The sequence below is a fragment of the Campylobacter canadensis genome (assembly GCF_013177655.1).
Lineage (GTDB): Bacteria > Campylobacterota > Campylobacteria > Campylobacterales > Campylobacteraceae > Campylobacter_E > Campylobacter_E canadensis.
On sequence record NZ_CP035946.1, the window covers coordinates 1,851,449 to 1,876,933 of the forward strand.

General features: G+C 29.7%; 38 protein-coding genes, 4 tRNA genes and 1 pseudogene. 4 read left to right on the forward strand and 39 right to left on the reverse strand.

Translation table 11 applies throughout. The annotated features are described in order from the left end of the window. Positions 1-20: 20 nt before the first annotated feature. The 4 genes from CCANL266_RS08940 to CCANL266_RS08955 all read right to left on the reverse strand — a co-directional run bounded on the left by CCANL266_RS08940 (position 21) and on the right by CCANL266_RS08955 (position 3,894). Positions 21-1,568, reverse strand: a complete 1,548-nt coding sequence (locus tag CCANL266_RS08940) for a choline/carnitine O-acyltransferase (RefSeq protein ID WP_172234152.1) — start codon at positions 1,566-1,568, stop codon at positions 21-23. Beyond that, positions 1,568-1,717 carry a hypothetical protein gene (locus tag CCANL266_RS08945; RefSeq protein WP_172234154.1) on the reverse strand — a complete coding sequence of 50 codons (150 nt, stop codon included), beginning with the start codon at positions 1,715-1,717 and terminating at the stop codon, positions 1,568-1,570. The genes CCANL266_RS08940 and CCANL266_RS08945 overlap by 1 nt, the downstream gene beginning before the upstream one ends. Then, complete coding sequence (locus tag CCANL266_RS08950) at positions 1,714-3,198, reverse strand: BCCT family transporter (RefSeq protein ID WP_172234156.1); 1,485 nt, start codon at positions 3,196-3,198, stop codon at positions 1,714-1,716. Before CCANL266_RS08950 ends, CCANL266_RS08945 begins: the two co-directional genes overlap by 4 nt. Before the next feature lie 99 nt (positions 3,199-3,297). Next, positions 3,298-3,894: a peroxiredoxin gene (locus CCANL266_RS08955; protein ID WP_172234158.1), complete on the reverse strand. Its 597-nt coding sequence runs from the start codon at positions 3,892-3,894 to the stop codon at positions 3,298-3,300. Positions 3,895-4,032: 138 nt separating this feature from the next. Between CCANL266_RS08955 and CCANL266_RS08960 the strand changes: the two genes are divergently transcribed. Beyond that, on the forward strand, positions 4,033-4,455 hold the full coding sequence (locus tag CCANL266_RS08960; protein WP_172234160.1) for an ATP-binding cassette domain-containing protein: 423 nt from the start codon (positions 4,033-4,035) through the stop codon (positions 4,453-4,455). Here the strand turns inward: CCANL266_RS08960 and CCANL266_RS08965 are convergent. The 3 genes and pseudogenes from CCANL266_RS08965 to CCANL266_RS08975 form a co-directional block, all read right to left on the reverse strand. Beyond that, positions 4,452-5,357, reverse strand: coding sequence for a DUF7840 domain-containing protein (locus tag CCANL266_RS08965; protein WP_172234162.1), 906 nt, complete (start codon positions 5,355-5,357; stop codon positions 4,452-4,454). The genes CCANL266_RS08960 and CCANL266_RS08965 overlap by 4 nt on opposite strands. Beyond that, positions 5,354-6,133 carry an Lnb N-terminal periplasmic domain-containing protein gene (locus tag CCANL266_RS08970; protein ID WP_172234164.1) on the reverse strand — a complete coding sequence of 260 codons (780 nt, stop codon included), beginning with the start codon at positions 6,131-6,133 and terminating at the stop codon, positions 5,354-5,356. Before CCANL266_RS08970 ends, CCANL266_RS08965 begins: the two co-directional genes overlap by 4 nt. A gap of 168 nt (positions 6,134-6,301) precedes the next feature. Then, positions 6,302-6,670, reverse strand: a pseudogene (locus tag CCANL266_RS08975) (DUF3015 family protein); the annotation flags it as partial. A gap of 188 nt (positions 6,671-6,858) precedes the next feature. Here CCANL266_RS08975 and CCANL266_RS08980 point away from each other — a divergent pair. Next, on the forward strand, positions 6,859-8,025 hold the full coding sequence (locus CCANL266_RS08980; RefSeq protein WP_172234168.1) for a multidrug effflux MFS transporter: 1,167 nt from the start codon (positions 6,859-6,861) through the stop codon (positions 8,023-8,025). A 17-nt stretch (positions 8,026-8,042) separates the two neighbouring features. Here CCANL266_RS08980 and infA read toward each other — a convergent pair whose 3' ends face one another. The 31 genes from infA to CCANL266_RS09135 form a co-directional block, all read right to left on the reverse strand. Then, positions 8,043-8,261 (reverse strand): translation initiation factor IF-1, encoded by a 219-nt coding sequence (gene infA, locus CCANL266_RS08985; protein ID WP_172234170.1) that lies wholly within the window; start codon positions 8,259-8,261, stop codon positions 8,043-8,045. Positions 8,262-8,275: 14 nt separating this feature from the next. Then, positions 8,276-9,031 carry a type I methionyl aminopeptidase gene (gene map / locus CCANL266_RS08990; protein ID WP_172234172.1) on the reverse strand — a complete coding sequence of 252 codons (756 nt, stop codon included), beginning with the start codon at positions 9,029-9,031 and terminating at the stop codon, positions 8,276-8,278. Continuing rightward, positions 9,028-9,321: a hypothetical protein gene (locus tag CCANL266_RS08995; RefSeq protein WP_172234174.1), complete on the reverse strand. Its 294-nt coding sequence runs from the start codon at positions 9,319-9,321 to the stop codon at positions 9,028-9,030. The genes map and CCANL266_RS08995 overlap by 4 nt, the downstream gene beginning before the upstream one ends. Next, positions 9,305-9,913 carry an MBL fold metallo-hydrolase gene (locus CCANL266_RS09000; RefSeq protein WP_172234176.1) on the reverse strand — a complete coding sequence of 203 codons (609 nt, stop codon included), beginning with the start codon at positions 9,911-9,913 and terminating at the stop codon, positions 9,305-9,307. Before CCANL266_RS09000 ends, CCANL266_RS08995 begins: the two co-directional genes overlap by 17 nt. Continuing rightward, entirely contained in the window at positions 9,900-10,598 is a 699-nt protein-coding gene (locus CCANL266_RS09005; protein ID WP_172234178.1) for a glutamate racemase, read from the reverse strand. The genes CCANL266_RS09000 and CCANL266_RS09005 overlap by 14 nt, the downstream gene beginning before the upstream one ends. After that, entirely contained in the window at positions 10,595-11,107 is a 513-nt protein-coding gene (locus CCANL266_RS09010) for a C40 family peptidase (protein ID WP_172234180.1), read from the reverse strand. The genes CCANL266_RS09005 and CCANL266_RS09010 overlap by 4 nt, the downstream gene beginning before the upstream one ends. Position 11,108: 1 nt before the next feature. Next, a complete protein-coding gene (gene secY, locus CCANL266_RS09015; protein WP_172234182.1) occupies positions 11,109-12,371 on the reverse strand; it encodes a preprotein translocase subunit SecY in 1,263 nt (420 codons plus the stop codon). Continuing rightward, a complete protein-coding gene (rplO, locus tag CCANL266_RS09020) occupies positions 12,371-12,772 on the reverse strand; it encodes a 50S ribosomal protein L15 (RefSeq protein ID WP_172234184.1) in 402 nt (133 codons plus the stop codon). Before rplO ends, secY begins: the two co-directional genes overlap by 1 nt. A gap of 4 nt (positions 12,773-12,776) precedes the next feature. Then, positions 12,777-13,220, reverse strand: a complete 444-nt coding sequence (gene rpsE / locus CCANL266_RS09025; RefSeq protein WP_172234186.1) for a 30S ribosomal protein S5 — start codon at positions 13,218-13,220, stop codon at positions 12,777-12,779. A gap of 9 nt (positions 13,221-13,229) precedes the next feature. After that, positions 13,230-13,586, reverse strand: a complete 357-nt coding sequence (gene rplR / locus CCANL266_RS09030; protein WP_172234188.1) for a 50S ribosomal protein L18 — start codon at positions 13,584-13,586, stop codon at positions 13,230-13,232. A 10-nt stretch (positions 13,587-13,596) separates the two neighbouring features. Beyond that, on the reverse strand, positions 13,597-14,133 hold the full coding sequence (gene rplF / locus CCANL266_RS09035) for a 50S ribosomal protein L6 (RefSeq protein WP_172234190.1): 537 nt from the start codon (positions 14,131-14,133) through the stop codon (positions 13,597-13,599). Between the two features lie 57 nt (positions 14,134-14,190). Then, the gene (gene rpsH, locus CCANL266_RS09040; RefSeq protein ID WP_172234192.1) at positions 14,191-14,586 is read right to left on the reverse strand and encodes a 30S ribosomal protein S8; all 396 of its coding nucleotides are present in this window, start codon (positions 14,584-14,586) and stop codon (positions 14,191-14,193) included. Positions 14,587-14,598: 12 nt separating this feature from the next. After that, entirely contained in the window at positions 14,599-14,784 is a 186-nt protein-coding gene (locus CCANL266_RS09045) for a type Z 30S ribosomal protein S14 (RefSeq protein WP_172234194.1), read from the reverse strand. A 1-nt stretch (position 14,785) separates the two neighbouring features. Further along, the gene (rplE, locus tag CCANL266_RS09050; protein ID WP_172234196.1) at positions 14,786-15,331 is read right to left on the reverse strand and encodes a 50S ribosomal protein L5; all 546 of its coding nucleotides are present in this window, start codon (positions 15,329-15,331) and stop codon (positions 14,786-14,788) included. 1 nt (position 15,332) lies between these two features. Beyond that, a complete protein-coding gene (gene rplX / locus CCANL266_RS09055) occupies positions 15,333-15,566 on the reverse strand; it encodes a 50S ribosomal protein L24 (protein WP_172234198.1) in 234 nt (77 codons plus the stop codon). Then, positions 15,566-15,934, reverse strand: coding sequence for a 50S ribosomal protein L14 (rplN, locus tag CCANL266_RS09060; RefSeq protein WP_172234200.1), 369 nt, complete (start codon positions 15,932-15,934; stop codon positions 15,566-15,568). Before rplN ends, rplX begins: the two co-directional genes overlap by 1 nt. After that, on the reverse strand, positions 15,934-16,185 hold the full coding sequence (rpsQ, locus tag CCANL266_RS09065) for a 30S ribosomal protein S17 (RefSeq protein WP_172234202.1): 252 nt from the start codon (positions 16,183-16,185) through the stop codon (positions 15,934-15,936). The genes rplN and rpsQ overlap by 1 nt, the downstream gene beginning before the upstream one ends. 13 nt (positions 16,186-16,198) lie before the next feature. After that, complete coding sequence (rpmC, locus tag CCANL266_RS09070; RefSeq protein WP_172234204.1) at positions 16,199-16,384, reverse strand: 50S ribosomal protein L29; 186 nt, start codon at positions 16,382-16,384, stop codon at positions 16,199-16,201. Then, positions 16,371-16,796 (reverse strand): 50S ribosomal protein L16, encoded by a 426-nt coding sequence (rplP, locus tag CCANL266_RS09075; protein WP_172234206.1) that lies wholly within the window; start codon positions 16,794-16,796, stop codon positions 16,371-16,373. The genes rpmC and rplP overlap by 14 nt, the downstream gene beginning before the upstream one ends. A 2-nt stretch (positions 16,797-16,798) precedes the next feature. Continuing rightward, on the reverse strand, positions 16,799-17,497 hold the full coding sequence (gene rpsC, locus CCANL266_RS09080) for a 30S ribosomal protein S3 (protein ID WP_172234208.1): 699 nt from the start codon (positions 17,495-17,497) through the stop codon (positions 16,799-16,801). A gap of 1 nt (position 17,498) precedes the next feature. Beyond that, complete coding sequence (gene rplV, locus CCANL266_RS09085; RefSeq protein ID WP_172234210.1) at positions 17,499-17,837, reverse strand: 50S ribosomal protein L22; 339 nt, start codon at positions 17,835-17,837, stop codon at positions 17,499-17,501. 14 nt (positions 17,838-17,851) lie between these two features. Then, a complete protein-coding gene (gene rpsS / locus CCANL266_RS09090) occupies positions 17,852-18,133 on the reverse strand; it encodes a 30S ribosomal protein S19 (RefSeq protein ID WP_172234212.1) in 282 nt (93 codons plus the stop codon). Between the two features lie 3 nt (positions 18,134-18,136). Next, entirely contained in the window at positions 18,137-18,967 is an 831-nt protein-coding gene (gene rplB, locus CCANL266_RS09095; protein ID WP_172234214.1) for a 50S ribosomal protein L2, read from the reverse strand. Between the two features lies 1 nt (position 18,968). Further along, positions 18,969-19,250 (reverse strand): 50S ribosomal protein L23, encoded by a 282-nt coding sequence (locus CCANL266_RS09100; protein WP_172234216.1) that lies wholly within the window; start codon positions 19,248-19,250, stop codon positions 18,969-18,971. Between the two features lies 1 nt (position 19,251). Beyond that, complete coding sequence (gene rplD / locus CCANL266_RS09105) at positions 19,252-19,863, reverse strand: 50S ribosomal protein L4 (RefSeq protein WP_172234218.1); 612 nt, start codon at positions 19,861-19,863, stop codon at positions 19,252-19,254. Further along, positions 19,860-20,438 carry a 50S ribosomal protein L3 gene (gene rplC, locus CCANL266_RS09110; protein WP_172234220.1) on the reverse strand — a complete coding sequence of 193 codons (579 nt, stop codon included), beginning with the start codon at positions 20,436-20,438 and terminating at the stop codon, positions 19,860-19,862. The genes rplD and rplC overlap by 4 nt, the downstream gene beginning before the upstream one ends. Before the next feature lie 9 nt (positions 20,439-20,447). After that, the gene (rpsJ, locus tag CCANL266_RS09115; protein ID WP_172234222.1) at positions 20,448-20,759 is read right to left on the reverse strand and encodes a 30S ribosomal protein S10; all 312 of its coding nucleotides are present in this window, start codon (positions 20,757-20,759) and stop codon (positions 20,448-20,450) included. Positions 20,760-21,035: 276 nt separating this feature from the next. Next, positions 21,036-21,123 (reverse strand) — tRNA-Ser (locus tag CCANL266_RS09120). Positions 21,124-21,152: 29 nt separating this feature from the next. Beyond that, positions 21,153-21,226, reverse strand: a tRNA-Cys gene (locus CCANL266_RS09125). A 2-nt stretch (positions 21,227-21,228) separates the two neighbouring features. Then, positions 21,229-21,315: transfer RNA gene (locus CCANL266_RS09130), tRNA-Leu, on the reverse strand. Between the two features lie 18 nt (positions 21,316-21,333). Continuing rightward, positions 21,334-21,408: transfer RNA gene (locus CCANL266_RS09135), tRNA-Gly, on the reverse strand. Between the two features lie 248 nt (positions 21,409-21,656). On the opposite strand from CCANL266_RS09135, the gene CCANL266_RS09140 reads away from it, so the two are divergent. Both CCANL266_RS09140 and CCANL266_RS09145 read left to right on the forward strand, forming a co-directional pair. Then, positions 21,657-22,232 carry a cytochrome C gene (locus tag CCANL266_RS09140; protein WP_172234224.1) on the forward strand — a complete coding sequence of 192 codons (576 nt, stop codon included), beginning with the start codon at positions 21,657-21,659 and terminating at the stop codon, positions 22,230-22,232. Continuing rightward, the gene (locus CCANL266_RS09145; protein WP_172234226.1) at positions 22,229-24,805 is read left to right on the forward strand and encodes a molybdopterin-dependent oxidoreductase; all 2,577 of its coding nucleotides are present in this window, start codon (positions 22,229-22,231) and stop codon (positions 24,803-24,805) included. The genes CCANL266_RS09140 and CCANL266_RS09145 overlap by 4 nt, the downstream gene beginning before the upstream one ends. 29 nt (positions 24,806-24,834) lie before the next feature. Here the strand turns inward: CCANL266_RS09145 and CCANL266_RS09150 are convergent, their stop codons facing one another. After that, positions 24,835-25,155: a hypothetical protein gene (locus CCANL266_RS09150; protein ID WP_172234228.1), complete on the reverse strand. Its 321-nt coding sequence runs from the start codon at positions 25,153-25,155 to the stop codon at positions 24,835-24,837. Between the last annotated feature and the right edge of the window lie 330 nt (positions 25,156-25,485).

A 25,485-nucleotide genomic window follows, 5' to 3' on the forward strand; every position in this document is an offset into this window, starting at 1 on the left:
CCTTTTAAAAAGGATTAAAATTATTTTACTTTATTAAATCTATCAAAAAATTCTTGAATTTTTTGCTTAAATATATTAAATTGCTCGTCCTTAAAATAAGTACAAGCAAAATAACATTTATTTTCAAAATAAGCATAAGATACACCTAAACCATCGCTACAAACAGGATGAAAATAAAACACATCACAATATTCATTTTTACCTAAAGAGCTTGTTGAAACAACGCTAGAACAAACATCTAAATACATTTTAGAATTAAAAAATTCCTTTGCTTTATTATCCTTTATGCAAGGGATTAATTTTTCTAACATAAACAAATGTCTATCTATTCCTAAACCCTTTTTGCAATCTTTAATGCGATTTTTATGTTCATTATTTGCTAATAAAAAATCTTCTTTTGTAAAAGTTTTTAAAGCTTGTAATAATTCAACACTAATTGCCCTAAGGCATTCTGTTCTAGCATAATTATATTCTCTTACATCAACTGCTTCATACATTGATACATATTTTGAATACACAAAATAACTAGCATAAGCAATAGCAGCTTGCATAATAAAATCCTTAGAAAAAGAATCTAAATTAAACAAATCAACACAAAACATTTGATTTTTACTTTGCTCTTTTTTGTATTCTTCATATTCAGCCTTAACGTTTTTTACAAATTCATCATCAAAATACTGCTCAATGTATTCTAACTTTACAAAACTATCAGCTTTTTTTAAATTTTTATGTATGTATTCTAAAATAAAAGCAACACTAGCACCATCAAAAAAACTATGCTCTGCGTTAATATAAATATTTTTACTGTTTTTATTATAAATAAAGTTTAAACTTTTGTAATGATAAATTACTGCGTTATAAAGCATATAATTTTGTTCTTCATTTAAATCTTTAAACTCTTTATCAATTATGCAAATATTAAAACGAGAATTTTCCATAATCTCAAAAAAACAATTGTAATCTTCATATTTATCATACAAATAAGCAGCCTTGCTTTGCTTGCAAAAAGATAAATGTGCTAGGCTAAATTCTTTTGCTTCTTCTTTAAAATCAAAATCTACAGCACTGATTTTATCTTTTAAAATCCTAGCCTTGTAAAGATTATTATTGTGTAAAATACTAATATAATCAGTCTTTAAAAAAGAAAGTGCAAAATCATCATTTAAAAGCTTAGGAATTCTGCAAGCTCCTTTTAAAACATCAAATTGCCTAGAACATACTTTTTTATTTTGTGTATTTTTAAATTCTAAAAGATTGTTTTCATAATCTTTTATCAAGTGTGCAAGGGTAAAAATAAAATCATTTAAATCGTATTGACAAGGTAATTTAAAGGAAAAATTACTTTGTATTGCTAAAGCCTTTTTTGTGCTTAAATAAGATTTTCTCCAAGCTCTTTGAAGGTATGAACTTTGCATTGCTGTATCATATTGTATTAATTTTTCTTGCAACTTTACTGCATAATTATCAAAGAATTCATCAAATAATTTTTTATCAAAGCTATCATAAGCTAAAGCGTGTTTATAAAAACTATCTTTTGTTTGTTTTATACTTGGTATTTGCAATTTCATTATTCTTTCTCCAATGCTAATTTAACACTCCATACAATAAAAACTATTGTTAAAATAATCAAAACACTTTCTAAAGCATTATGAAAAACATTATCGCTAACATAATAAAACATTTTTTCTTTATCTAAAAACTTTGCAAAAGTATTCATTTTGTATCCTTTCTAAGCTGTTTAAACAATGCAGCTCCCATAATAAAAAGCAAATACACGAAAATAAAACCAGTAAAAGAACCCATAGCCTTAATTCCTTCAATTTTTCCTGTAACAACTACCGCAAAAGAAACTAAAGCAATAATTATGCACCAAAAGGCTGCTTTAAATTTATTTTCACTTTTTGCATCATCACTAGTCATAATGCCTAAAGATATTGCCGCTGAAGTTATTGTTGTAATAACAAAGGAAATAAATAAAAAAACTGTTATTATTTGAGTGAGTTTTGAAAATGGAAAATCTTGCAAAATTCTATAAATAGTGCCTTCGTAATTGCTTGAATTTGCCATTGCAACAATTTCTTTACTCATTTGCACCTCATCAAGCAAACCATAACCAGAAAATACACTAAACCAAACAACCATAAAACCAGTAGGAATCATAATTGAGCATAAAATAAATTCTTTTAGCGTTCTTCCTCTTGATATTTTTGCTAAAAACACTCCTACAAATGGCGTCCAAGTAATCCACCAAACAATGTAAGCTAAAGGATACCAAACAAGCCAATCTCTACTTTTAAAAATATACAAATTAAAGCTATGTGATATTGTTTTTGTAATAACTTCGCCTATTGAAGTAACAATAACGCTTATAAAATAATGCGTTGGTCCGCTAATAAAAACAAATAAAAGTAAAATTATAGAAATTATCATTGTCCAATCGCCTAAAATCTTCATTCCCTTAGAAATAGGTAAAATAGAAGCTAGTGTAAAGGCTAAAGATAAGCATATTAATATTATTATTTTGTAAAAATCAGAGCTAAAATCAGTATCAAAAATAATCTTTAAACCACTACTTACTTGACCTACCGCCATAGCAACACTAGCACTAACGCTAAGTGCAATGCTAATTATTGCACCTAAAATAATTATTTTTGATATAGGCTTAGTAAAAATTCTATTTTTAAAGGCTATTTCAACACAAGCTTGTGGAGCAAAAGCCCCATTGTGTCTATAAGCAAAATATGCAATTATAATCCCACCAAAAGTATATAAAGCCCAAGCAGGCAAGCCCCACACAAATAAGCTTATACTCATAGCATTTTGCATTGCTTCTTGTTGGTCGTAATTTCCATTAATACCAATAGGAGAAGTTTGATAATGCCACAAAGCTTCCAATGGTCCGTAAAATACAATTCCAACCCCAATACCAGCTGTAAAAAGCATACTCATCCAAGAAAAGGTTGAATATTCAGGCTCATGAGAAGATAATTTAATTTTTCCATATTTAGAAAAAGCAATGAACAAGCCTAAAACTAAGGCTAAAAGCGGAAGCCACAATATAAACCAATCAAAACTAACATAAAAAAATGTAGTAACCATAATTACAAAATTCGTTAGTTCTTTGGGATAAATAATAGAGATAATTGCTATAACTAAAACAAAGGGGGCGGATATTTTAAATAAATTACTCTTTTTCATTTTAAACTCCTAAATGATTATTTTTATCAAATATTGTAGTTTAAAATGCTTAGTTAAAAATTATGAAGAAAAAGCCTAAGTTAATAGGCTTTTAAGAAATTATAGTTTGTCGCTATTGTTTGCTAGATAATCAGCTACACCTTTTGGGTCTGCTTTCATAGCTTTTTCACCTTTATGCCAACCAGCTGGGCAAACTTCACCATGCTCGTTTGTAAATAGCATTGTATCTACCATTCTAATCATTTCATCAATGTTTCTTCCTAGTGGTAAATCGTTAATTACTGCGTGTCTTACTGTACCATCTTTGTCTAATAAGAATGAACCTCTAAGAGCTACTGCTTCATCAAATAATACATCAAAACCTCTTGCGATATCTTTTGTTAAATCAGCTACAAGTGGGAATTGTACATTACCAATACCACCTTGATTTACTGGAGTGTTTTTCCATGCAAAATGGCAAAATTCGTTATCGCCACTAATTCCGATTACATTAATTCCTCTTTCTTGGAAATCTTTAAATCTTTTGTCAAAAGCAATAATTTCACTTGGGCATACAAAGGTAAAATCTTTTGGATAAAAGAATACTACTGTTCCGTTTTTACCCATATTTTTGTATAGGTTGAAATTATTTTCTATTGTATTGTTTCCTAATACAGCTGGAGCTGTAAAATCTGGTGCTTTTTTTGTTACTAACATTTTTGTCTCCTTAAATAATAATTTTTATTAACAAACAAATTATAAAAATTACAGTTAATAATTTGGTTAATAAAAAGAATATTTTTATCCTAATTAAAAAATTGTATTATAAAACAAATTGTTTAAAAAGGAAAGTTTATGTTAAGTGTAGAAAATATTTTAAAAGCAAAAATAACTGAAATAATCTCAAATGATGTAAGTGCTATTTTAAAATGCCAAGTTGAAAGCAAATTCTTTTTTGTTTTACTATCTAAACATATTTTAGATGAGTTAAGATTAAAAAAAGATGATACTTCATATTTAATTTTTAATGCTTTAGATGTTGTGCTTTCTAAAAATGAATGTGCTACAAGAATTGCTTGTGAAAATGAATTTAATGGCAAAATAACGCAAATTCAAAACACAAATTCTTTTAGCTTAATTACAGTATTATGCAATAACTTTGAGATTAAAGTTCAATGCAGTTTGCAAAAAGCTAAGCAAATGAATTTAAATATTGCCGATAATGTAAATGTATTAATTAATGCTAATAATATTTTACTTGGTATAAATGATGGCTAAAAATAAAATCTAAAAGAGCTTAAAAATCTATTTTTTTGATATTTTGAGATTTTATAATCTAAAAAAATATCAAAATTTCTTGCAATTTGTCTTTGGAATTTAATATAAATATCATCATCTTGCATTTTATTTTTATAAAAATTTCTTTCATAAAGCAAAGAAAAGGTGTTAGTGTTTTTAAAATAAGAAAAAATAAAAGAATTATCAAAACTCAAATTATTTTTAAAAGCTTTAGTGCCTAATAAATAAGCAAATAAATAATTATTGCTAATCTTAGCTAAACCTAATTTTAATTTTAAATTTATTTTATTTTGAGATAAAATATCACCATAATCTAAAGAAAAAGAATAAGATAAAGGATAAAAAAGCATATTAAAATCACTCAAGCTAGTAATTGATAGTAAAGAAAATTCATCAATTTTTAATGAGTTATGATTAATTTTAAAAGAACTTTTAAAAAACTCAATTGTATTGCCCTTTGTAAAAGCATAATTATTTTCAAAGATATCGTGCATTGCAGGACGCAAAGAAAGGTGTAAGTAGTTTTGTCCTTGATGTAAAAAACCATACGAAATTCTACTTTGATAATTTGTATTTAATATGCTTATTTGCTCTTTTGCTCTTTTTAATTTTTCTTTTTTAGTCTTGGAAAGATTTAAAGATATATTGTGTGTAGTCTTTTTATAAGTTTCAATATCAAGCTTTTTTTTGCTTGCATAATACATACTAAGTTCATTTGCAAGAGCTAAAACTTTATAATTATTGCTTATTATTTCATTGTTTAATGCAATTTTTTTTGCTATTTTTACATCTTTTATGCTTAAATCATCACTTAAAGCTAAAATAGTATTTGCCCTACTTGCTCTAAAAGAATATTTAGTAAGTAATTTATTTTTATTCATTGAATGCAAGGTTTGTAATAAAAAACACTAATAAAAAAATCCTTTCTTAAATCTAAATCTTTTTTAGCATTTTCAAGCAACCACAAAATATTGTATGAGCAATTATTGCTTAAAAATAAATAAGAAGAAGAGCTATCTTTTAGCTCCCAAAAATGCTTTAACAATCTTTCAAGCTCTATTTTAGTAAGTTTTAAATCATATTCATATAAATCTCTATTTTCGTTATCTTTATAGCTTTTAATCATATCATAATAAGCTCTTATTGAATACTTACCTAAATATCCACCAAATAAACCTTTATACATAAGCACAAAAGGATTTTGCTTATTTTCATCAACATCAGCAGCAAAATTAATCGCATAAGATAATAATTTATTATTACTAGCATCATTAAAAAGTAAAAAAGTATGCCCAAACATTGAAGCAGGAGAATTTATATACGAAGACGCAAATACAATACTAGCGGAATTAATATTTAAATAATCTTTTAATTTATTAAAATCACTACAATTTAAGCTTAAAAGATTAGTTAAATTCAATTTTTTTTCTAAAAACTCCTTTCTTAATGCAAAACGACAAATAGCATGTAAATTATCATTGCTGTAATCAAAAATTAAAGCACTTTGTTTATTTATATTTTTAATCTTTTTATTTTTATAAAAATCTTTTTTTATGTATAAGGCAAATAAAGTTGCTAACAGTTCTTCCTTTGCATCTTTATTGGTGTTTGAATAAAAGAATTTATTTATTTTATAAACTTTTTTTTTCTTTTTCATCATAGACATTAAAATATTCGTTATTAATCTGGCTTTTTTTATTATTAAAATGCAGTAAATTAAGCCATTCTTTATCTTTGTATAATTGTAGTTTTAAAGCCTTATTGCTAAGTTTTACAAACTCATCTTTGCTAATGTAAAGTAAAGAAAAATAATAAAAATACTTTTTTAAAGTATAGAAATCGCATCAACTATATTAGCACCTTGAGTATTTTTATCTTTATAAATTGCAATATAATTAGCTCTTAACTTTTCTTTAAATTCATCATTGTTTTGAATGTCTAAAAGAGCTAATAAGGTATCTAAATATTCTCCTTGACCTAATGCAATTTCATTTGATAAAGCATCGGCATTTGCATTAGCAAAGTTAAGTGCTTTTTCATTGCTTACAAGTTCTGTTTTTTGACAATTAAGAGTTCCTGAGCTAATACCAAAGGTTTGATTAGCACTAGTTGAGTTAAATGTAGCTTGCAAAGCATATAAAATAGCATTATTTGGATTTTGAATAATCACACTACCTAAACCACAACCTGTTTGAGAATTTGCAGCAGCAAATCAAAAACTAGCTAAAATAGCTGAAAATAAAATCTTTTTCTTAACTTTTCTCTTTTTTTAAAAAAAACTTATTATATATTTACTAATTAATATCTTTGTAAGAAATTTTATTACACAAATTATATTTACTAAATTAGATTACATTCTATTTTTAATAAAAAAGGATTTTTATGTTTAAATACTACGCATTAATTACAACTTTAGCTTTTGCAAGCAGCATTGCCCCGCTTTCAACTGATATGTATTTACCAGCCTTAAGCTTGGTTGAAAACGACTTTGACACAAGTGCTTTTTATACCCAGCTTTCGCTTACAAGTTTTTTTTGTGCCTTTGCTTTTGGACAATTAATTTATGGTCCTTTAAGCGATGCTTATGGTAGAAAAAAGCCCTTAATTATTGGTTTAATTTTATTTATTATTTCTAGTATTATTTGCATTAGTGTTGAAAATATTTATATTTTTATTTTATGCAGATTTTTACAAGCTCTTGGTGGATGTGCTGGGGTTGTAATAGCAAGAGCAATAGTAAATGATTTATTTGATAGCAAAAAAGCACTTAGCGTATTTGCGATAATGATGGTTATAAGTTCTTTAGCCCCTATGCTTTCTCCTAGTTTTGGAGGATTGTTATTAAAATTCTTTTCTTGGCATAGTATTTTTATTTGCTTATTTGTTTTAGGAATAATTTTGCTTTTAATGGTCTTTTTATTTTTAGATGAAAGCTTAAAAAGCAAAAGTGAATTTTCTTTACGACAAAGTTTTACAAACTATAAAATAGTATTAAATGATAAAATCTTTTTAAGCTGTGTTTTACTAGCTTCTTTTGCTATTTCTTCAATGTTTGCTTATATTACAAGCTCTTCTTTTATTTTTATTAAAGAATTTAATTTAAGCGAACAAGCTTATGCGATTTTGTTTGGAGCTAATGCTCTTGGTTTTGTTATTTTTGCAAATATAAACGCATATTTAGCAAAGAAAATTCAAATACAAAAACTATTAAGCTATGCAGTAAAAATTATGTTTTTAGCAAGTATTTTAATGCTTATTGTAGCAAGTTTAAAAATATTTATTTTATTTGAAATGGCTCTTTTTGTTTCTTTAGCTATGCTTGGTTTTATCATGCCTAATACAACAGTTATTGCTATGCAAAGATTTAAAGCCTTATCAGGAAGTGCTAGTGCTTTAATTGGCGCTATACAATTTGCTTTTGCTACCTTTGTATCATTTTTAGTAGGTTTTTTACAAGCAAATAGTGCAATTGCTTTAGCAAGCGTAGTGATAATTTGTATGCTTTTAGCAAATATTATTTTTACTCTTGCTTTTAAAAATAATAATTAGAGCTTATTTTACTCTAATTATTTATGTCTATAAGTAATGCGACCTTTATCAAGGCTATAAGGCGTAAGTTCAACTTTAACCCTATCGCCAGGCATAATTTTAATATAGTGCATTCTCATCTTACCTGCGATATGGCATAAAACAATATGTTTATTATCAAGTTCTACCTTAAAAGTTGCATTTGGTAATGCTTCAATTACATTTCCATCTATTTCTATTACATCATCTTTTGCCATTTTTACTCCTTTCTTTAAATTGATAAAATTTCTGCTTTATTGTTTATAATTGCAACACAATGTTCATAATGTGCAGTATTTAAACCATCATAACACTGCGTCTCCCAATCTCCACGAACATTTTTAGGACGACCATCTTTTTGACAAATCATAGGTTCAATACAAAATACCATTCCATTTTTTATTTTTGGACCTCCTTTTGCATTATCTCCTGCTGATAAATAGTTTGGAATTTCAGGCTCTGCGTGTGGTTTTTTGCCAATTCCATGACCGCAAAAACCAAGCAAGGGTGTAAAACCTGCTTTTGTAATATAATCTTGTAAAATTTTACTAAGTTCTTTAAATCTCATTCCTTCTTTAATATTATCAATCGCATTTAGCAATGCTCCTTTTGCACAAGAGATTAATTCTTCATCTTTTTTACTAATTTTTCCTATGCCAAAAGTTCTTGCTGCATCACCATAATATCCATCAATAATAGTGCCAACATCACAACCTAAAATATCGCCTTCTTTTAAAATCCTATCATCAGGAATTCCGTGAATGCAAGTTTGATTTAAACTAAGACAAATTGCACCTGGAAAACCATAAAGACCTTTAAATGCACATTTTGCATTGTGGCTTAAAATAAATTCTTCAGCCATTTTATCAACCTGCTTTAAGCTCATACCTACTTTTGTGTTTTGCTCTAAAAAATCAAGCGTCTTTGCTACAAGTTCATTTGCTTTTCTTATTTTTTCAATTTGTTCTAATTTGTATATATCTATCATTCGTTCTCCTTTGAAACTTTATACCCTAAAAAAACTAAAAATAAAGCCATTATAATTTGTAAAATATGCTCACTTTTATTACTTAAATTTGTTTGTAAATATATGCCGTTAAACATAAAAATAAATGCCCCCGTGTAAATTAATAATTTACTTAAAAAACCTGTTTTTGCAAACCTAGTGCAAGGGCAATAATGTGATAATCTTTCTATTTTTTCACTTTTACTTGAATTTGCTTTAAAAAACCAAGCCATTAGACCAAAGAAAGTAAGCACACTAAGAATTATTAGCATTAATATACCTTATCCAAGAATCAAGATGAAGCTTTTCATCGCTTGTATTTGTGCTAATTCCGTGACCTGGATATAAAATAAAATTATCTTTTAAATTCTTTGCTTTATTTAAGCTATTAATCATAGCCTTTGCATCAGAGTAAGGAAAATCCCATCTACCAATGCTTTTATAAAATAAAAAATCTCCACTAAAATAGCAATTTTCAAACTCAATTATACTACAACCTGGAGTATGCCCTGCAAAATGATGAAAAGTAAATTCAAGCTCGTCAAATATTAATTTTTCTTTATCTTGTACGGCTTTTGCATATTTTGAATGCTTTTTAAAACCTTTAGAAAAATTATCATCAAGCATAAAAATATCATCGCTAGGGCAATAAATTTCACAATTGAAATATTCTTTTACATCTAAATTATCCCACACATGGTCATAATGCCCATGAGTGTTTAAAATGGCTGCAAGTTTTGTGCAATGTTGTTTAATAAAATCTAAAGCTTTATAACCTGGGTCAATTACAACATCTACATTTTTACCTTTAACAATATAACAATTTGTCTCATAAACTCCACACGCTTGTTTAATTATGTTCATTTTGCATCCTTAAAAATTGTTCTTTTATGCTATTTGCACTACTTAAAAAATCTATTTTAAGCTCTTTTGCTGAATTTATTTTTTCTTTTAAGTCTTTTACTAATAATTTTGCTGGGTCAATTAAATTAGCCTGTGGAAAATATTTTGCAAATTCTTTATGTAAAAAAGGATAATGCGTGCAAGCAAAAAGTATGTTTTCATAATCTTTTTTTACAAAATATTTTGGCATAAGCTCGTATGCTTTTTGCTTATTTGCTTCTTCTACTAAAGAAGCAAATTCAACTGGCGCTATAATATTAGCATTTATATTCGCATCAAAACAAGCCTTTTGATAAAGACCTGAATTTAAAGTTGCTTGAGTGCAAAGAATTAAGCTTGAATTGTTTAATTTTTTTATTGCCTTTATCGTATAATCACTTATAAAAATCAATGGAATTTTGCTTTTTAATTCATCTTTTATAGTACAAGCAGTATTACAAGCTATTATTATAAAATCAAATTCTTTTTTGTTTAAAAAATCTAAAGAATCTTGACAAATCTTAATAAGTTCTGTTTTGTTTTTATTTCCAAAGGGCATATTTTTATTATCTGCATAGTAAAAAATTTCATTTTTTAAATTATTTTTTATTATTTCAAATAAAACACTAAAACCACCTATTCCGCTGTCAAAAATAGCAAAACTCATAAATACCTTCTTGCAAATAAATATCTTTTAGCCCAGTAAGGAGTGTATAAATTTTGCACTCTTGCCCCACCGTGAGTTGATAAATGTATAAATCTATGATTATTTAAATAAATACCTACATGCAAACCATTTGGACCTGTGCTTTTAAAGAAAACTAAATCTCCAGTTTTTAAATTTACTTGCTTTACAAATTTTCCACCTTTTTTTTGAAAAGTGGTTGTTCTTGCTAAATTAATATTAAAGGCTTCTTTAAAAACACTTTGAGTAAAAGCTGAGCAATCAGTACCCTTTATATGACTTACTCCGCCCAATCTGTAAGGTGTATATTTATATTTTTTTGCTGCTTTTAAAATTTTTTCTTGCAATATATATTTATCATCTAAATAATTATCTTTTCTGTAATCAATGAATTCTTTATTTAAAATAGGATATTCTGCCTTTGGCGTATTATTTTCATAGCTACAAGCCACAAATAATAAAACCAAAGGCAAAAAAAATTGCCAACGCAAATTATAGCCCCACTGCACTTAAAGTTTTATATTTACTCATATACATTTGAGCTTCAATTTTTCTCATTGTATCAAGTGCTACTTGAACAACAATTAAAACCGATGTTCCACCAAAATAAAATGGAACTCCCATAAAATGTGCTAACAACCAAGGTAAAGTAGCTATTATTGCTAAATAAATTGAGCCGCTTAAGGTTAATCTTGAAGCGATTTCATTTAAATAATTTGCTGTTCCTTCTCCTGGACGAATTCCAGGTATAAAACCACCTTGCTTTTTAAGATTTTCTGAAATATCTTTTGCATTAAACACTATTGAAGAGTAAAAATAAGCAAAAAAGATAACAAAAATAAAAGTAAAAATGTGAAATACAAAACCATTAGGATTTAAAAAATCACTAATTTTCATAATCACAGGATTTGTACTTGCTTGCAAAATAGTAGCCGGAAAAGTTAAAATAGCAGATGCAAAAATAGGAGGAATTACACCACTAAGATTTAATTTAATAGGAATATAATTCATAATTCTTTTATTTTGATTTTGCATTAAAACCTTACGACTATAAGAAACAGGAATTCTTCTTTCTCCTAATTCAACATAAATAATCGCAGCAACAGCTAAAATAATAACAAGAGCAATACCAATAACTACTAAGAAATTTAATTCTCCTGTATTTACTAGATTAATAGTACTAGAAATAGCATGTGGAATTCCTGATACTATACCTGCAAAAATAATTAATGATATACCGTTACCAACACCTCTTTGAGTAATTTGCTCTCCAAGCCACATAAGTAGCATTGTTCCTGCTAACATACTAATTGTACTAAGCATTAAAAAGGTTGAAAAATCTATCATTATTGCTGCTTCACCAGTGCGAGAATGTAAGCTTTGTAGTCCTATTGAAACTCCTATGCTTTGAACAATAGTTATTACAATAGTAGCAATACGAATGATTTGCATATACTTAACCATTCCATCACGCTCTTTTTTCATTCTGCCTATATTAGGAAATGTAGCTGCTAATAACTCCATAATAATTGATGAAGTAATATAAGGCATAATTCCAAGTGAAATTATAGATAATCTCTCCGCTGCCTTACCACTAAACATATTAAACATTCCTAAAGCATTATTAGTGTTAGATGAAAAAAATTCTTTAATAACATCTATATTTACTCCAGGAACTGGCACATAGGCTAGTATCCTGTAAGCAAATAATAAAGCCAAAGTTATAAAAATTTTATTGGCTAGTGTTTTATTCATTACTTACTTCCGCTTGTAATGATATTTTCATCTTTAATTTTTGCTTTAAGCTCGCTTGCACCTTTGCCAATTAGCTTAATTTTTTTAATGCTTGAAGCAAATTTATGCACGCTTTGAATGCTTTCAAATGTAATTTCTTTTAATTCTTTAATGCTTGGATTTTTTTCTACATTGATTGCATAAGCTTTTTCAAATTTAGATGTAAATCCAACCTTTGGTAATCTTCTTTGAAGTGGTTGTTGTCCGCCTTCAAAACCTCTTTTTTCATTATAACCTTTTCTTGCTGTTTGACCTTTGCCACCTTTAGTAGCTGTTTTGCCCCAGCCAGAACCTTGACCACGTCCAATTCTCTTAGTTTTATGAGTTGAACCTGCTGCTTTTTGTAAATTTTCAAGTCCCATATTATTATCCTTTTAACATACTTAAAGCTTTTAAAGTAGCGCGAACAACATTGCCCGGATTACTTGAACCTAATGACTTAGTTAAAATATCTTTAATACCCGCAAGCTCTATAATAGGACGGCTTGAACCACCAGCAATAACCCCAGTACCTTTACTAGCAGGTTTTAATAAAATACGAGAAGCATTGTATTTTACTTCAACATCATGTGGAATTGTTTGACCACGAAGTTTAACACTAATGATATTTTTAAACGCATCATCAACTGCTTTTTTAATAGCATCAGGAACTTCTTTTGCTTTACCATATCCAACACCTACAAGCCCGTTTTTATTACCAACAATAACAAGTGCTGTAAATCTAAAGCGGCGACCACCCTTTACAACCTTAGTTACTCTGCCGATATCAACAATTACTTCTTCGAATTCTTCTCTATTATATTTTTCCATAATTTATCCTTATAATTTGATACCGTTATCTCTTAAAGCTTGTGCAAAAGCTGCAATAACACCATGATATAAATAACCATTTCTATCAAACACAACTTCTTCAATTTTTAGCTTTTTAAGCGAATTAGCAAATTCAGCTGCCATTTTTTTAGCACCTTCAATATTTGCTTTTACACCTATTTTTTTACCATTAACAGAAGCTAAAGTATGTGCTTTAACATCATCAATCGCTTGAACATATAAAGTTCTATTTGATTTATAAATAGAAACTCTTGGTAAAACTGAGCTTCCGCTAATTTTTGCACGAATTCTCTTTTTTCTCTTAATTCTAAGAGATAATTTTCTTTTTAAGATATTTGCTCTCATTTTTTATCCCTTACTTCTTAGATGTTTTACCAGCTTTGCGGATTATGCGCTCTTCTTGGTACTTAATACCCTTACCTTTATATGGCTCAGGTGGTCTAAACTCACGGATTATAGCCGCAACTTGTCCTACAACTTGCTTATCATCACCACTAATAATAATAGTGTTTTTTTCAACTGCAATTGTTATTCCTTCAGGTGCATCATAAATAACAGGATGAGAATAACCTAATGCTAATTCTAAAGTTTTACCCTTCATAGCTGCTTTGTATCCAACACCGTTAATTTCTAAAACTTTTTTAAAGCCCACTGATAAACCAATAACAATATTATTTGCTAATGCTCTATAAGTGCCCCAAAAAGCTCTTTGACTTCTATCATCACCTTTTGGAGTAAAGATAATTTGATTATCTTTTACTTCAACATTTACATTGCCTTTAAAATCAAGGTCTTTTTTAACACTACCTTTTGATATTGTTAAAACATTTCCACTTACACTAGCGCTAAGTCCGCTTGGTAGTGCGATTGGTTGTTTTCCTATTCTTGACATATTTTTTTCCTTTTTATTTGTCTATGGAATAATTTCCAAATGCCATAAAAAGCACTATTACCAAATAGTACAAAGCACTTCGCCACCTATACCTTCTTTATAGGCAACATCGTTACTTAAAACGCCTTTACTAGTGCTTACTACAATTGTACCATAACCATTTTTGAAGCGTTTAATATCTTCTTTACCACGATAAATTCTTCTACCTGGCTTGCTTACTCTTTTGATTTCATTAATAACGCTTCTACCTTTTTCATCATATTTTAAAACAACATTGATGAATTTCTTTTTATTATCTTCAATAACATTATAATCTTCAATATAACCCTTAGTTTTAAAAATTTCAACTAAAGACTCAATTACTCTTGAATGTAGTAATTGAGTATTGTCTAATCTTCTTAAAGCAGCATTTCTAATGCGTGTTATTGAATCTGAAATTAAATCATTTATCATACTTTTCTCCTCTTACCAGCTTGCTTTTTTAAGACCTGGGATTAAACCCTCATTAGCCATTTTTCTAAGACAAACACGGCAAATACCAAAATCTCTATATACAGAGTGCGGACGACCACAAATTTGGCATCTTGTATAAGCTCTTACTTTAAATTTAGCTGGACGAGCAGCTTTTGCTATCATTGATTTTTTAGCCATCTTACTTTCCTTTTGTGAAAGGCACACCAAATAATTCTAATAATTTGAGTGCTTGTTTATCATTTTGTGCTGTTGTAACAATACTAATATTCATACCATGTGTTCTTAAAATATTATCATAAACAACTTCTGGGAACATTAACTGTTCATCTAAACCAAAATTATAATTTCCACGACCATCAAAACCATCACGGCTTAAACCTCTAAAGTCTTTAACTCTTGGTAAAGCTATTGAAACTAACTTATCTAAAAACGCATACATATTTGTTTTTCTTAAAGTTACCATTACACCAACTGGGAAACCATCACGAACCTTAAAGCCCGCAACTGATTTTTTTGCTTTTGTAACTACAGCTTTTTGTCCTGAAATAAGACTTATTGTATCAACAACGCTTTGTAAAACTTTTTGGTCTTTTGTAAAATCTGCATTTAAACCAACGCTAATAACTACCTTTTCAATAGCTGGAATTAACATTGGATTTTTAATATCAAATTCTTTTGCTAATTCAGCTTTAATGCTATTTGCATATTTTTCTTTTAGTCTCATCTTAGCCTTCCACCTTTGCAACATTTGAAATATCCATTGGCATTTCTTTATTTATAAAGCCGCCATTTTGGTGTTTTTCACTTGGTTTAACAGCTTTTTTTGCTATTTTACAACCTTCAACAATAACTTGATGTTTTTTAGGTAAAACTGCCTTTACAACACCTGTCTTACCCTTATCATCACCAGCAATTACTTTTACATTATCACCTTTTTTAATTTTGAACTTAATTGCCATTATAAAACCTCCGGTGCAAGTGAAACAATTTTCATAAAGCCACCATATCTTACTTCTCTACCAACAGGTCCAAAAATACGAGTACCAATAGGTTCTCTTTTGTTGTCAAGAATTACAGCAGCATTTTCATCAAAACGAATTAATGAACCATTTTCTCTTTGAACTTCTTTAGTTGTTCTTACAATTACTGCTTTTACAACTTGACCTTTTTTAACTTTTCCATTTGGTAAAGCTTTTTTAACAGATGCAACAATAACATCACCTACAGTAGCATATCTTCTTTTACTACCACCTAAAACTTTAATACACATTAATTCTTTTGCGCCGCTATTATCAGCAACTACAAGCCTTGTAAAACTTTGTATCATTACTCAACTCCTGCTGCTACTATTGTTTTTAAACGAAAAGATTTGCGTTTTGAAATAGGTCTGCACTCAATTGCAATAATTGTATCGCCTACTTTTGCACTATTCTTTTCATCATGCACTAAATACTTTTTAAAGCGTTTTACTATTTTTCTATATCTTGGATGAACAACTTTGCGTTCAACTAAAACGCTAATAGTTTTATCCCCAGTTTTAGTAACGATTACGCCTTGAATTTCTCTTTTAAATGTCATCTTCTAGCTCCTATTATTTCATAGCTGAAATTGCAGTATTAATTTTTGCAATATCTTTTCTTACTACGCGAAGCTCATTTGTATTTGTAAGCTGCATCGTTTTAAGCTTTTGTTTAAGAGTAAATAAAAGCAACTTTTTTTCTTTTAACATAGTGTTTAATTCTTCTACACTTTTATCTTTTAGCTCAGTATATTTCATTTTCACTCTCTCTTGTTACAAACTTAGTTTTAAACGGCAATTTACTCATAGCAAGTGCTAGAGCTGATCTAGCCATCTCTTCGCTAACGCCTGTCATTTCAAAAAGAATTCTACCTGGCTGAATATTCATTACCCATTCTTCAACACTACCCTTACCTTTACCCATTCTTGTTTCAAGTGGTTTTTTAGTAAGTGGTTTATCTGGGAATACTCTAATCCAAGTTTTTCCTTGTCTTTTAACAAAACGAGTTAATGCAACCCTTGCCGCTTCAATTTGGCGAGAATTTACGCGTCCTGCTTCAGTAGCTTTTAATGCATAATCACCTAAAGCTAACTTTGTTCCACGGCAAGCGTAACCCCAGTTGCGGCCCTTCATCATTTTTCTATATTTTGTTCTTTTTGGCATCAACATAATTATTTACCTCTTCTTGCTCTTCTTGGTTTTTTTGCTGCTTCATCATTTTTTTCTGCTGCTACAACACCTTTTTGCAATACTTCACCTTTAAATATCCACACTTTAATACCTATATTTCCATAAGTTGTATGTGCTTCTGCAAAACCATAATCAATTCTTGCTCTTAAAGTATGAAGTGGCACACGACCTTCTAAATACCATTCAGTTCTAGCCATTTCAGCTCCACCTAAACGACCTGAAACAGAAACTTTAATACCTTTAGCACCTGCTTTTTGTGCATTTTGGATAACTTTCTTCATTGCACGACGGAAAGCTACACGCTTTTCAAGTTGTGTTGCAACACTTTCTGCAGCTAATTGTGCTGAAGCATTAGCTTTTCTTTCTTCTTTAATATTAAGATTTACTTCTTTATTGATAATTTTTTGTAATTTTGATTTTAATACCTCAACATCACTACCTTTTTTACCAATAATAATTCCAGGACGAGCTGCAACTACAGTAACTCTTAATTTTTTAGCAGTTCTTTCAATAATTATTTGAGAAATTCCTGCATAATAAAGCTCTTTTTTAAGAAAAGCTCTAATTTTGTAATCTTCACCAATGCTTTGTGCTAAAGAAGCTTTTGCAGGAAACCATCTTGATTCCCAATTTCTATAAATACCTAATCTAAGGCCTATTGGATTTACTTTTTGTCCCATTTTAGCTTTCCTTACTTTCTTTATTTGCTCTGCTAACTTCTACTAAAATATGAGCAGTTGGTTTTCTAATGCGACTTGCACTACCTCTTGCTCTTGGTCTAAATCTTTTTAGCACAGCACCTGCATCAACACGGCAAGAACTAACAATAACTTCACTTGGCTCATAACCACCGTTTGCAACTGCACTTGAAATTGCATTGCAAATATGTTTAGCCGCCTTATTTGGCATAAATTTTAAACTTGCCATAGCAAGCTCTGCATTCATTCCTTGAACTTCTCTTGCAATTAGTCTAGCTTTAATTGGAGATAGTCTTATGAATTTAATTAATGCTCTACTCATTTTCCTACGCTCCCTTACTTACCAATTTTCTTTTGCACAGAGCCTTTATGCCCTTTAAATGTGCGAGTTGGCGCAAATTCGCCTAATTTATATCCAATGTGATTTTCTGTTACATATACAGGAATAAAACTTTTACCATTATGCACATTAAATGTAAGTCCTATCATATCAGGAGTAATTGTGCTTCTTCTTGACCAAGTTTTAATTGGTTTATTATCGTTAGCTTTTTTTGCTGCGACAACTTTTTTCATAACATGAGAATCTACAAAAGGACCTTTTTTTAATGATCTAGCCATCTTTTATTTTCCTTTTCTTCTTGAAATTATTAGCTTATCGCTAGCCTTTTTACGGCGAGTTTTCGCACCTTTAGTTGGTTTACCCCATGGAGTTACTGGATGACGGCCAGAATTTTTCTTACCTTCACCACCACCGTGTGGGTGATCTACTGGGTTCATTGCAGAACCTCTTGTTTGTGGGCGGATACCTCTATGGCGATTTCTACCTGCTTTACCGATAGTAATGTTAGCCCATTCTTCGTTTCCAACTTCACCAATACTTGCCATACACTCAGCTAATACTCTTCTCATTTCACCTGATTGAAGACGAATAATTACATATTTTTCTTCTTTACCCATAAGTTGAGCGAATGCTCCTGCTGAACGAATCATTTGCGCACCCTTACCTGGCTTTAATTCAACATTGTGAATAACTGTACCAACAGGGATTGATTTTAATTTCATTGCATTACCTGGTTTAATATCTAAACCTTCTTCAGCACTGCAAACTACATCACCAACTTCTAAGCCACGAGGTTGAATAATATATCTTTTTTCACCATCTTTATAAGCAACAAGAGCAATACGGCAATTTCTAAATGGGTCGTACTCAATAGCTTGAACTTTACCTTCAATACCGAATTTATTTCTTTTAAAATCAATGATTCTGTAAAGTTTTTTAGCACCTGCTTGTTTATGGCGGCTTGTAATTCTTCCTTGATTGTTTCTACCTGCACTAGCTGGTAATTTCACAAGTAATGAACGAACGCTAGCTTTTGCAGTAATATCATCACTACTAATACCAGTAATATATCTTCTACTTGGAGTATAAGGTTTATAAGTTTTAATAGCCATCTTAACCTTCCTTACTTTCTAAGCTAACACCCTCTGGTAGCTTTACATAAAACTTTTTAAAATCGTTTCTTTGACCTTCTCTGCCTCTAAATCTTTTAACTTTTCCTTCCATTCTTAAAGAATTTATTCTTAATGGAACTATACCAAAATACTCTTTTAGCACTTGTTTTAAAGCATTCTTTGTCATTTTTGGACTTGCTTGGATTACAACAACTCCACTTTCTTGAAGGCCTAGAGTTTTTTCTGTATAAAGTATATTTTTTATATCTGTAATATCAGCCATTTTAGCCCTCTTTCGTAATTGATGCTAAAGCATCTTTTTCTATAATAACAGCATTAAATACACTTAGTAAATATGCATTTACTTCAGTAATATCAACTACATAACAATTTGCAAGATTTCTAAATGCTAATAATGTCTTTTCATCTAATAATGATTTTACAATTAAAGCATCTTTTACGCCTAATTTTGCAATAATTGCTCTTGCATCTTTTGTTTTACCACTTTCAATAGTAATATTATCAACAGCAAAAAGTGCATTTGCGTTAGCTTTATCTGCTAAAGCTCTTTCAAAAGCTAATCTTTTTTGTTTTTTATTTACTTTTTGAAAATAATTTCTATTTGTAGTTGGACCAAAAGCAACAGCACCGCCTACCCAAACGTTAGTTCTAGTTGAACCCGCTCTAGCGCCACCACGACCTTTTTGTCTCCAAGGCTTTTTACCACCACCGCTTACTTCACTTCTGCCTTTTGTGCTTGCAGTATTTGCACGCAAACTAGCTTGGTATGATTTAACATACAAATAAAGGTTATGCGGATTAACTTCAGCGTATTTAGCTGGTAAGTCTAACTCGCTAGCTTTTTCGTAATTTTCATTTAATACGCATACTTTCATTTTACAATCCTTATTTTACCCATTGCACCATTAAATCCAGCTACTGAACCTTTTAAAACTAATACTCCATTTTGTGCATCAAATGAAATAACTTCGTTCTTAACAGTAATTTTTTCATTTCCATAATGACCTGCCATTTTGCGTCCTTTTTGAACACGACCTGGCCATTCTCTATTACCAATAGAACCTGATCTTCTATGAAATCTACTACCGTGAGATGCTGGACCACCTGCAAAGCCGTGTCTTTTAACAACGCCGGCATAACCACGACCTTTAGAATTAAAGCTTACTTTTAATACCTTTGCTTCACTTAAAGGAGCTACATCTATATCACCAGCTTCTTTGTTTGATACTTCTAAAGTTGCAAATTTGTTAAATTCTGCACTTAGATTGTATTTTTTTTGCTGTCCTGCAATACATTTATTCTTATGCTTACCTTTTGCATATGCAACAATAGCTTTACCATCTTCTTTAACTTCACAAACTTTAGTTTGGATAAGTTTTAATAAAGTTACTGGAGTGCTAGAAGTGCTAATTGTTCTGCTCATTCCGATTTTTTCAACAATATATTCCATCTTCTATCCTTACTTGCCCATTGCACGAACTTCTACATTTACTTCTGGTGCTAGGTCTAACTTTGTTAGGCTATCCACTGTATCAGTTGTAGCGGCCACAATATCTATCATACGAGCGTGAATTCTCATCTCAAATTGTTCTCTTGAATCTTTGTTGATGTATGGAGATTTTAAGACTGTATAACGCTTAATCTTAGTAGGCATTGGCACAGGACCTCTGATTTCAGCACCTGTTCTTTTAACAGCTTCTACAATTGCTGCAACTGTGCGATCTAGAACTCTATGGTCATAAGCTTTTAACTTTAACCTAATTCTTTCCATGTTTTTTCCTTTTTAAAGAACTTGTTGGTTTTACCCAACCCATTAAAGAACATACGATAAGTCTTAAAAAGACTTCTTGCTATCGTAAAAATTTAATAGGTATGGAACTTTATTAAAACTTGGTTGATTTGTCAAGAATTTTAGATGAATTTGTAAAATTTTTATTATATTTTTATCTCTTTTTTAAAGACAAGAATAAAATTTTTGCACAAAAAATACAAAGCTATGAAATGTAAAATAAAAATAAAAAATAATGAAAACTAAAAAAAAGGAGAATGGCCGGGAGAAAGGGATTCGAACCCCTGGAGGTGTTACCCTCAACGGTTTTCAAGACCGCCGCTTTCGACCACTCAGCCATCTCCCGTAAAAGTATTAAAACAAGCGATAAAAACGTGGAGGTGATACTCGGATTTGAACCGAGGATCGAGGCTTTGCAGGCCCATGCCTTACCGCTTGGCTATATCACCAATGGTGCCCAAGGCCGGACTTGAACCGGCACGGTAAAAACTACCGAGGGATTTTAAGTCCCTTGCGTCTACCATTCCGCCACTTGGGCAACAAAAATAAAATAAAGTGGAGCGGGAAACGAGGTTCGAACTCGCGACCCCAACCTTGGCAAGGTTGTGCTCTACCACTGAGCTATTCCCGCATATAAAACTGAAAATAAAGACTGAATTATAAAACAGAAAACTTAAAGAAAAATAAAAAATCAAAAAATATTTTTATTTTTTTTCTTATATACTTTATTTTAAAATAAATATAGCAAATAAAATTAGATTAATTACTTAAAAATAAATTAAAAAAAATTATTCTTTTTAAATTAATATATTCTAATTATTTAACTATATATTCATTAATATATTTTATTCTAAATATTATTTTTTACAAGGAGAAAAGATGAAAAAATTTGTTTTAACTTGTATTATTGCAAGTTTTTGTTTAGCAGGTGAAAATTTTTATTCATCACAAGTTATTGACTTGTACTTGAATAAAAACGATACTAAAGCTAGTGGAAAACTTCTTCCTACTAATGCTTTTAAAATTCAAAAAGAAAAAAATATGTCAAAAATAGAACTTGAAGGTTTTTATAATGAAAAAACCCCAAATATTTTATATTTTACTGATAAAAGTCGTATTTTACTTAGCGCTTTTAGCAAACAAACAAAACTAAATATAAAAAAAATAAAAGACCTAAAAAATGGCTATTTTTTAGCAAAAACAACAGTTTATGCAAAAAATGAAGATTTAAAAAATTTAGAAAAAGACAATAATAAATTATTCAAAAAAGCAAATGAACTTTTTACTGAAAACTGTGGAATTTGCCATCCACTTCATAAAATCAGTGAATTTAGCGCTAATGCTTGGCCAGCGCAATTTCGTGCAATGCAAACAAGAACTGCTATTGATAAAAAAGATTATCAATTAGTAATTATGTACCTACAAAAACAAGCACTAAAAGGAGAAGAAAAATGAAAAGAAGAACTTTTTTAAAACTAGGTTGTGCTAGTTCAAGTCTGGCTTTATTGCCTACTAATATCTTTGCAAATTCTACAAAAAATTCAATTTTAAAAAATGCTCAAGTTAATACAGCAGCTCATTGGGGCGTTTTGCAACTAAGTGTTAAAAATGGAAAGCTTGTTGATTCAAAACCATACTATAAAAATAAAAGATACAATGATTTACAATATTACACCCAAGATTTAATATATAAAAATCGTATAAAATATCCTTATGTTAGAAAAAGCTTTTTGAAAAATCCAAATGACAACAAACCAGAACTTCGTGGTAAAGACGAATGGGTAAGAGTAAGCTGGGAAGATGCTTTAAAATTAGTTTCAAAGCAATTACTTAAAACTAGAAAAACTCACGGAGCTAATGGAATTTTTGCAGGTTCTTACGGCTGGAAATCTCCTGGCAATATCCATAATAGCCGTACTTTACTTCATAGATTTATGAATCTTACTGGCGGTTTTGTTGGTTCTTTAGGAGATTATTCAACCGGAGCTTCGCAGGTTATTATGCCACATGTTGTTGGTAGTATTGAAGTGTATGAGCAACAAACAAATTATGAATTAGTACTTGAAAATACAAAACTTTTAGTAATTTGGGGTGCAAATCCTATTGATACTTTAAAAATAGCTTGGACTGTTAGCGATGAGCAAGGTTTAGACTATATGCAAAAAATAAAAGATAGCAATATAAAAGTAATTTGTATTGACCCTTACGCTAGTACAACAGTAAAATTCTTTGATAAAGCACAACACATTCGCCCAAGGCCAAATACCGATACAGCTATAATGCTTGCTATGATGACATATTTGTATGAAAACAATTTATACGATAAAGAATTTATTGAAAATTACACAGTAGGTTTTGAGAAATTTTTACCTTACTTACTAGGTAAAAACGATGGCATTAAAAAAGATATCACTTGGGCTAGTAAAATTTCAGGTGTTGATGAACAAACTCTAATTGAACTTACAAAAAGTCTAAAAAACAATCTAAGCTTAATTATGAGTGGCTGGGGTATGCAAAGAGCTCATCATGGCGAACAACCTCACTGGGCTATGGTAACACTATGTGCTATGCTAGGGCATATTGGCAAGGCTGGTGGTGGTTTTGGCTTGAGCTATCATTATTCAAACGGTGGAGTTGCAACAACCAACGCTCCTGTTGTTGGTGGAGTAAATGCTAATTTGGTTGGAAAATGGAGCAATGATGAGTTTTTAGGAATAATGGGGGCTAAATTTGATAGCAACGGGCATTTAATACAAGGCGATGAAGATGAAAGTATTAAAAATACTGGTCAAAGTTGGCTAGCAAAAACAAGCGATGCTGCAATTCCTGTTGCAAGAATTGCTGATATGTTGTTAAATCCAAATAAAACAATAGAACATAATGGCAAAAAAATAACTTATAGTGATATTGATTTTATTTACTGGGTTGGCGGTAATCCTTTTGTACATCATCAAGATTTAAAAGCTTTAAGAAAGGCTTGGCAAAAACCTAGCACTATAGTTATGAATGAAATTTATTGGACTCCAAGCGCTAAAATGGCTGATATAGTATTGCCAGTAACTTCGCTTTATGAAAGAGATGATATAAGTATGAGTGGAGATTATTCAAATTATAGCATAGTTCCTATGAAAGCAGCTGTAAATAAATACGAAGAAAGCAAAGACGATATTGAAATATTTTACGAATTATTAAAATACTATGCTTTCTACTTTAGCACACAAAATAATAAAGATGAAAATTACGCTGCAACTTTAGCAAAAAAATTACAAAATGCTTATTTAGACAATGCAAAAAATTCTTTTGAATTGGTAGAAAAATATTATTCTCAAGCACTAGCAAGAACTTCTTTAGAGCTTCCAAATTTTCAAGCATTTTGGCAAGAAAACAAAGCTTTAGAATTTGAAGCTACTCAAGATTCTTTTGAATTTGTGCGTTTTGCTGATTTTATAGATGACCCTATTTTAAATCCACTTGGAACACCTAGCGGATTAATAGAAATTTATAGCACAACAATAGAAAAGATGAACTATGACGATTGTAAGGCTCATCCAATGTGGTTTGAACCAATTGAATATTTAGCAAACACAAGTAATCCATCAAGTTTTCATTTACTAAGCCCACATCCTAGCCATAGATTGCATTCTCAACTTTGCCACACAAGTTTAAAAGATACTTACACAATTAAAGGGCATGAGCCTTGCTTAATGAACCCTGAAGATGCAAAAGAATTAAATATTAAAGATGGGGATTTAATTGAATTAAGCAATGAAAGAGGTAGTGTAATCGCAGGTGCAAAACTTGATGAAGGAGTGTTAAATAAGGTTGTAGTTTTAGCAGAAGGTGCTTGGTATGACCCTGATGAAAACGGTAATTGCAAGTATGGTTGCCCGAATGTTTTAACTCTTGATTTACCTACAAGCAAGTTAGCAAACGGTAATATTTCACATACAGCCTTAGTAAATGTGAAAAAATACACAGGCAAAAAAGTAAAAATCACAGCCTTTACTCCACCAAAGGGTGCAAAATAATTTTTAAAAAGAGTTTAAAATTTTATATTTTAAACTCTCATATCAATCTTTTTTGTATTATCTAATATATTAATAAAAGCTATGCAAAATTCACAAAAGCCATCTAGCTTATTTTTACTTTGTAATTCTTTTTCTTTGTCTTTACTAATTTTTAAAATCTCAGCATTTTTAAATATTTTTATATCTTGTTGTAATTTTCTTAAATAAATATTTGTATTACTTAAAATATATTCTTTTATTGCATCTTTATTTTCTATTTTACTAGCTTTGTTTGAAGTGGCGTTTTTGTAAGCATTATCTAAATCGTTTAAATATTTTTCTTTATCTTCATCAAGCATAAATTCAGCCAATGTTAAATTGCCATCTTTATTTTTATCCTTTAAAATATTTTCGCTAATTTGCTAACTTCATAAATTTAGCAGCAACTTCACCAAACCATCCTGCTACATAGTTTGCTGCGTCTCCTTTTAAAATAATATTGCCTTTCTCTTTTAAAAAATCACTATCTTTAAAAAAGCTTTTTAAATCATTTAAAACTTTATCGCTTGTTTGATATAAAAAATTATTTGCTTTTATATCTTTTCATATTTGATTTAGATTTAGTGTGCTATTTACATCTTTGCTTTATTTACACTTGTGTTTAAAAAGTTACTTATATCTGCATTAAAACTATCAATTTT

Coding starts and splice junctions, on each gene's coding strand:
- CCANL266_RS08940 (WP_172234152.1), bottom strand. CDS start 1,568: ATGAAATTGCAAATACCAAGTATAAAACAAACAAAAGATAGTTTTTAT.
- CCANL266_RS08945 (WP_172234154.1), bottom strand. CDS start 1,717: ATGAATACTTTTGCAAAGTTTTTAGATAAAGAAAAAATGTTTTATTAT.
- CCANL266_RS08950 (WP_172234156.1), bottom strand. CDS start 3,198: ATGAAAAAGAGTAATTTATTTAAAATATCCGCCCCCTTTGTTTTAGTT.
- CCANL266_RS08955 (WP_172234158.1), bottom strand. CDS start 3,894: ATGTTAGTAACAAAAAAAGCACCAGATTTTACAGCTCCAGCTGTATTA.
- CCANL266_RS08960 (WP_172234160.1), top strand. CDS start 4,033: ATGTTAAGTGTAGAAAATATTTTAAAAGCAAAAATAACTGAAATAATC.
- CCANL266_RS08965 (WP_172234162.1), bottom strand. CDS start 5,357: ATGAATAAAAATAAATTACTTACTAAATATTCTTTTAGAGCAAGTAGG.
- CCANL266_RS08970 (WP_172234164.1), bottom strand. CDS start 6,133: ATGAAAAAGAAAAAAAAAGTTTATAAAATAAATAAATTCTTTTATTCA.
- CCANL266_RS08980 (WP_172234168.1), top strand. CDS start 6,859: ATGTTTAAATACTACGCATTAATTACAACTTTAGCTTTTGCAAGCAGC.
- infA (WP_172234170.1), bottom strand. CDS start 8,261: ATGGCAAAAGATGATGTAATAGAAATAGATGGAAATGTAATTGAAGCA.
- map (WP_172234172.1), bottom strand. CDS start 9,031: ATGATAGATATATACAAATTAGAACAAATTGAAAAAATAAGAAAAGCA.
- CCANL266_RS08995 (WP_172234174.1), bottom strand. CDS start 9,321: ATGCTAATAATTCTTAGTGTGCTTACTTTCTTTGGTCTAATGGCTTGG.
- CCANL266_RS09000 (WP_172234176.1), bottom strand. CDS start 9,913: ATGAACATAATTAAACAAGCGTGTGGAGTTTATGAGACAAATTGTTAT.
- CCANL266_RS09005 (WP_172234178.1), bottom strand. CDS start 10,598: ATGAGTTTTGCTATTTTTGACAGCGGAATAGGTGGTTTTAGTGTTTTA.
- secY (WP_172234182.1), bottom strand. CDS start 12,371: ATGAATAAAACACTAGCCAATAAAATTTTTATAACTTTGGCTTTATTA.
- rplO (WP_172234184.1), bottom strand. CDS start 12,772: ATGGGACTTGAAAATTTACAAAAAGCAGCAGGTTCAACTCATAAAACT.
- rpsE (WP_172234186.1), bottom strand. CDS start 13,220: ATGGAAAAATATAATAGAGAAGAATTCGAAGAAGTAATTGTTGATATC.
- rplR (WP_172234188.1), bottom strand. CDS start 13,586: ATGAGAGCAAATATCTTAAAAAGAAAATTATCTCTTAGAATTAAGAGA.
- rplF (WP_172234190.1), bottom strand. CDS start 14,133: ATGTCAAGAATAGGAAAACAACCAATCGCACTACCAAGCGGACTTAGC.
- rpsH (WP_172234192.1), bottom strand. CDS start 14,586: ATGATAAATGATTTAATTTCAGATTCAATAACACGCATTAGAAATGCT.
- CCANL266_RS09045 (WP_172234194.1), bottom strand. CDS start 14,784: ATGGCTAAAAAATCAATGATAGCAAAAGCTGCTCGTCCAGCTAAATTT.
- rplE (WP_172234196.1), bottom strand. CDS start 15,331: ATGAGACTAAAAGAAAAATATGCAAATAGCATTAAAGCTGAATTAGCA.
- rplX (WP_172234198.1), bottom strand. CDS start 15,566: ATGGCAATTAAGTTCAAAATTAAAAAAGGTGATAATGTAAAAGTAATT.
- rplN (WP_172234200.1), bottom strand. CDS start 15,934: ATGATACAAAGTTTTACAAGGCTTGTAGTTGCTGATAATAGCGGCGCA.
- rpsQ (WP_172234202.1), bottom strand. CDS start 16,185: ATGACATTTAAAAGAGAAATTCAAGGCGTAATCGTTACTAAAACTGGG.
- rpmC (WP_172234204.1), bottom strand. CDS start 16,384: ATGAAATATACTGAGCTAAAAGATAAAAGTGTAGAAGAATTAAACACT.
- rplP (WP_172234206.1), bottom strand. CDS start 16,796: ATGTTGATGCCAAAAAGAACAAAATATAGAAAAATGATGAAGGGCCGC.
- rpsC (WP_172234208.1), bottom strand. CDS start 17,497: ATGGGACAAAAAGTAAATCCAATAGGCCTTAGATTAGGTATTTATAGA.
- rplV (WP_172234210.1), bottom strand. CDS start 17,837: ATGAGTAGAGCATTAATTAAATTCATAAGACTATCTCCAATTAAAGCT.
- rpsS (WP_172234212.1), bottom strand. CDS start 18,133: ATGGCTAGATCATTAAAAAAAGGTCCTTTTGTAGATTCTCATGTTATG.
- rplB (WP_172234214.1), bottom strand. CDS start 18,967: ATGGCTATTAAAACTTATAAACCTTATACTCCAAGTAGAAGATATATT.
- CCANL266_RS09100 (WP_172234216.1), bottom strand. CDS start 19,250: ATGGCTGATATTACAGATATAAAAAATATACTTTATACAGAAAAAACT.
- rplD (WP_172234218.1), bottom strand. CDS start 19,863: ATGAAAGTATGCGTATTAAATGAAAATTACGAAAAAGCTAGCGAGTTA.
- rplC (WP_172234220.1), bottom strand. CDS start 20,438: ATGGAATATATTGTTGAAAAAATCGGAATGAGCAGAACAATTAGCACT.
- rpsJ (WP_172234222.1), bottom strand. CDS start 20,759: ATGGAAAGAATTAGGTTAAAGTTAAAAGCTTATGACCATAGAGTTCTA.
- CCANL266_RS09140 (WP_172234224.1), top strand. CDS start 21,657: ATGAAAAAATTTGTTTTAACTTGTATTATTGCAAGTTTTTGTTTAGCA.
- CCANL266_RS09145 (WP_172234226.1), top strand. CDS start 22,229: ATGAAAAGAAGAACTTTTTTAAAACTAGGTTGTGCTAGTTCAAGTCTG.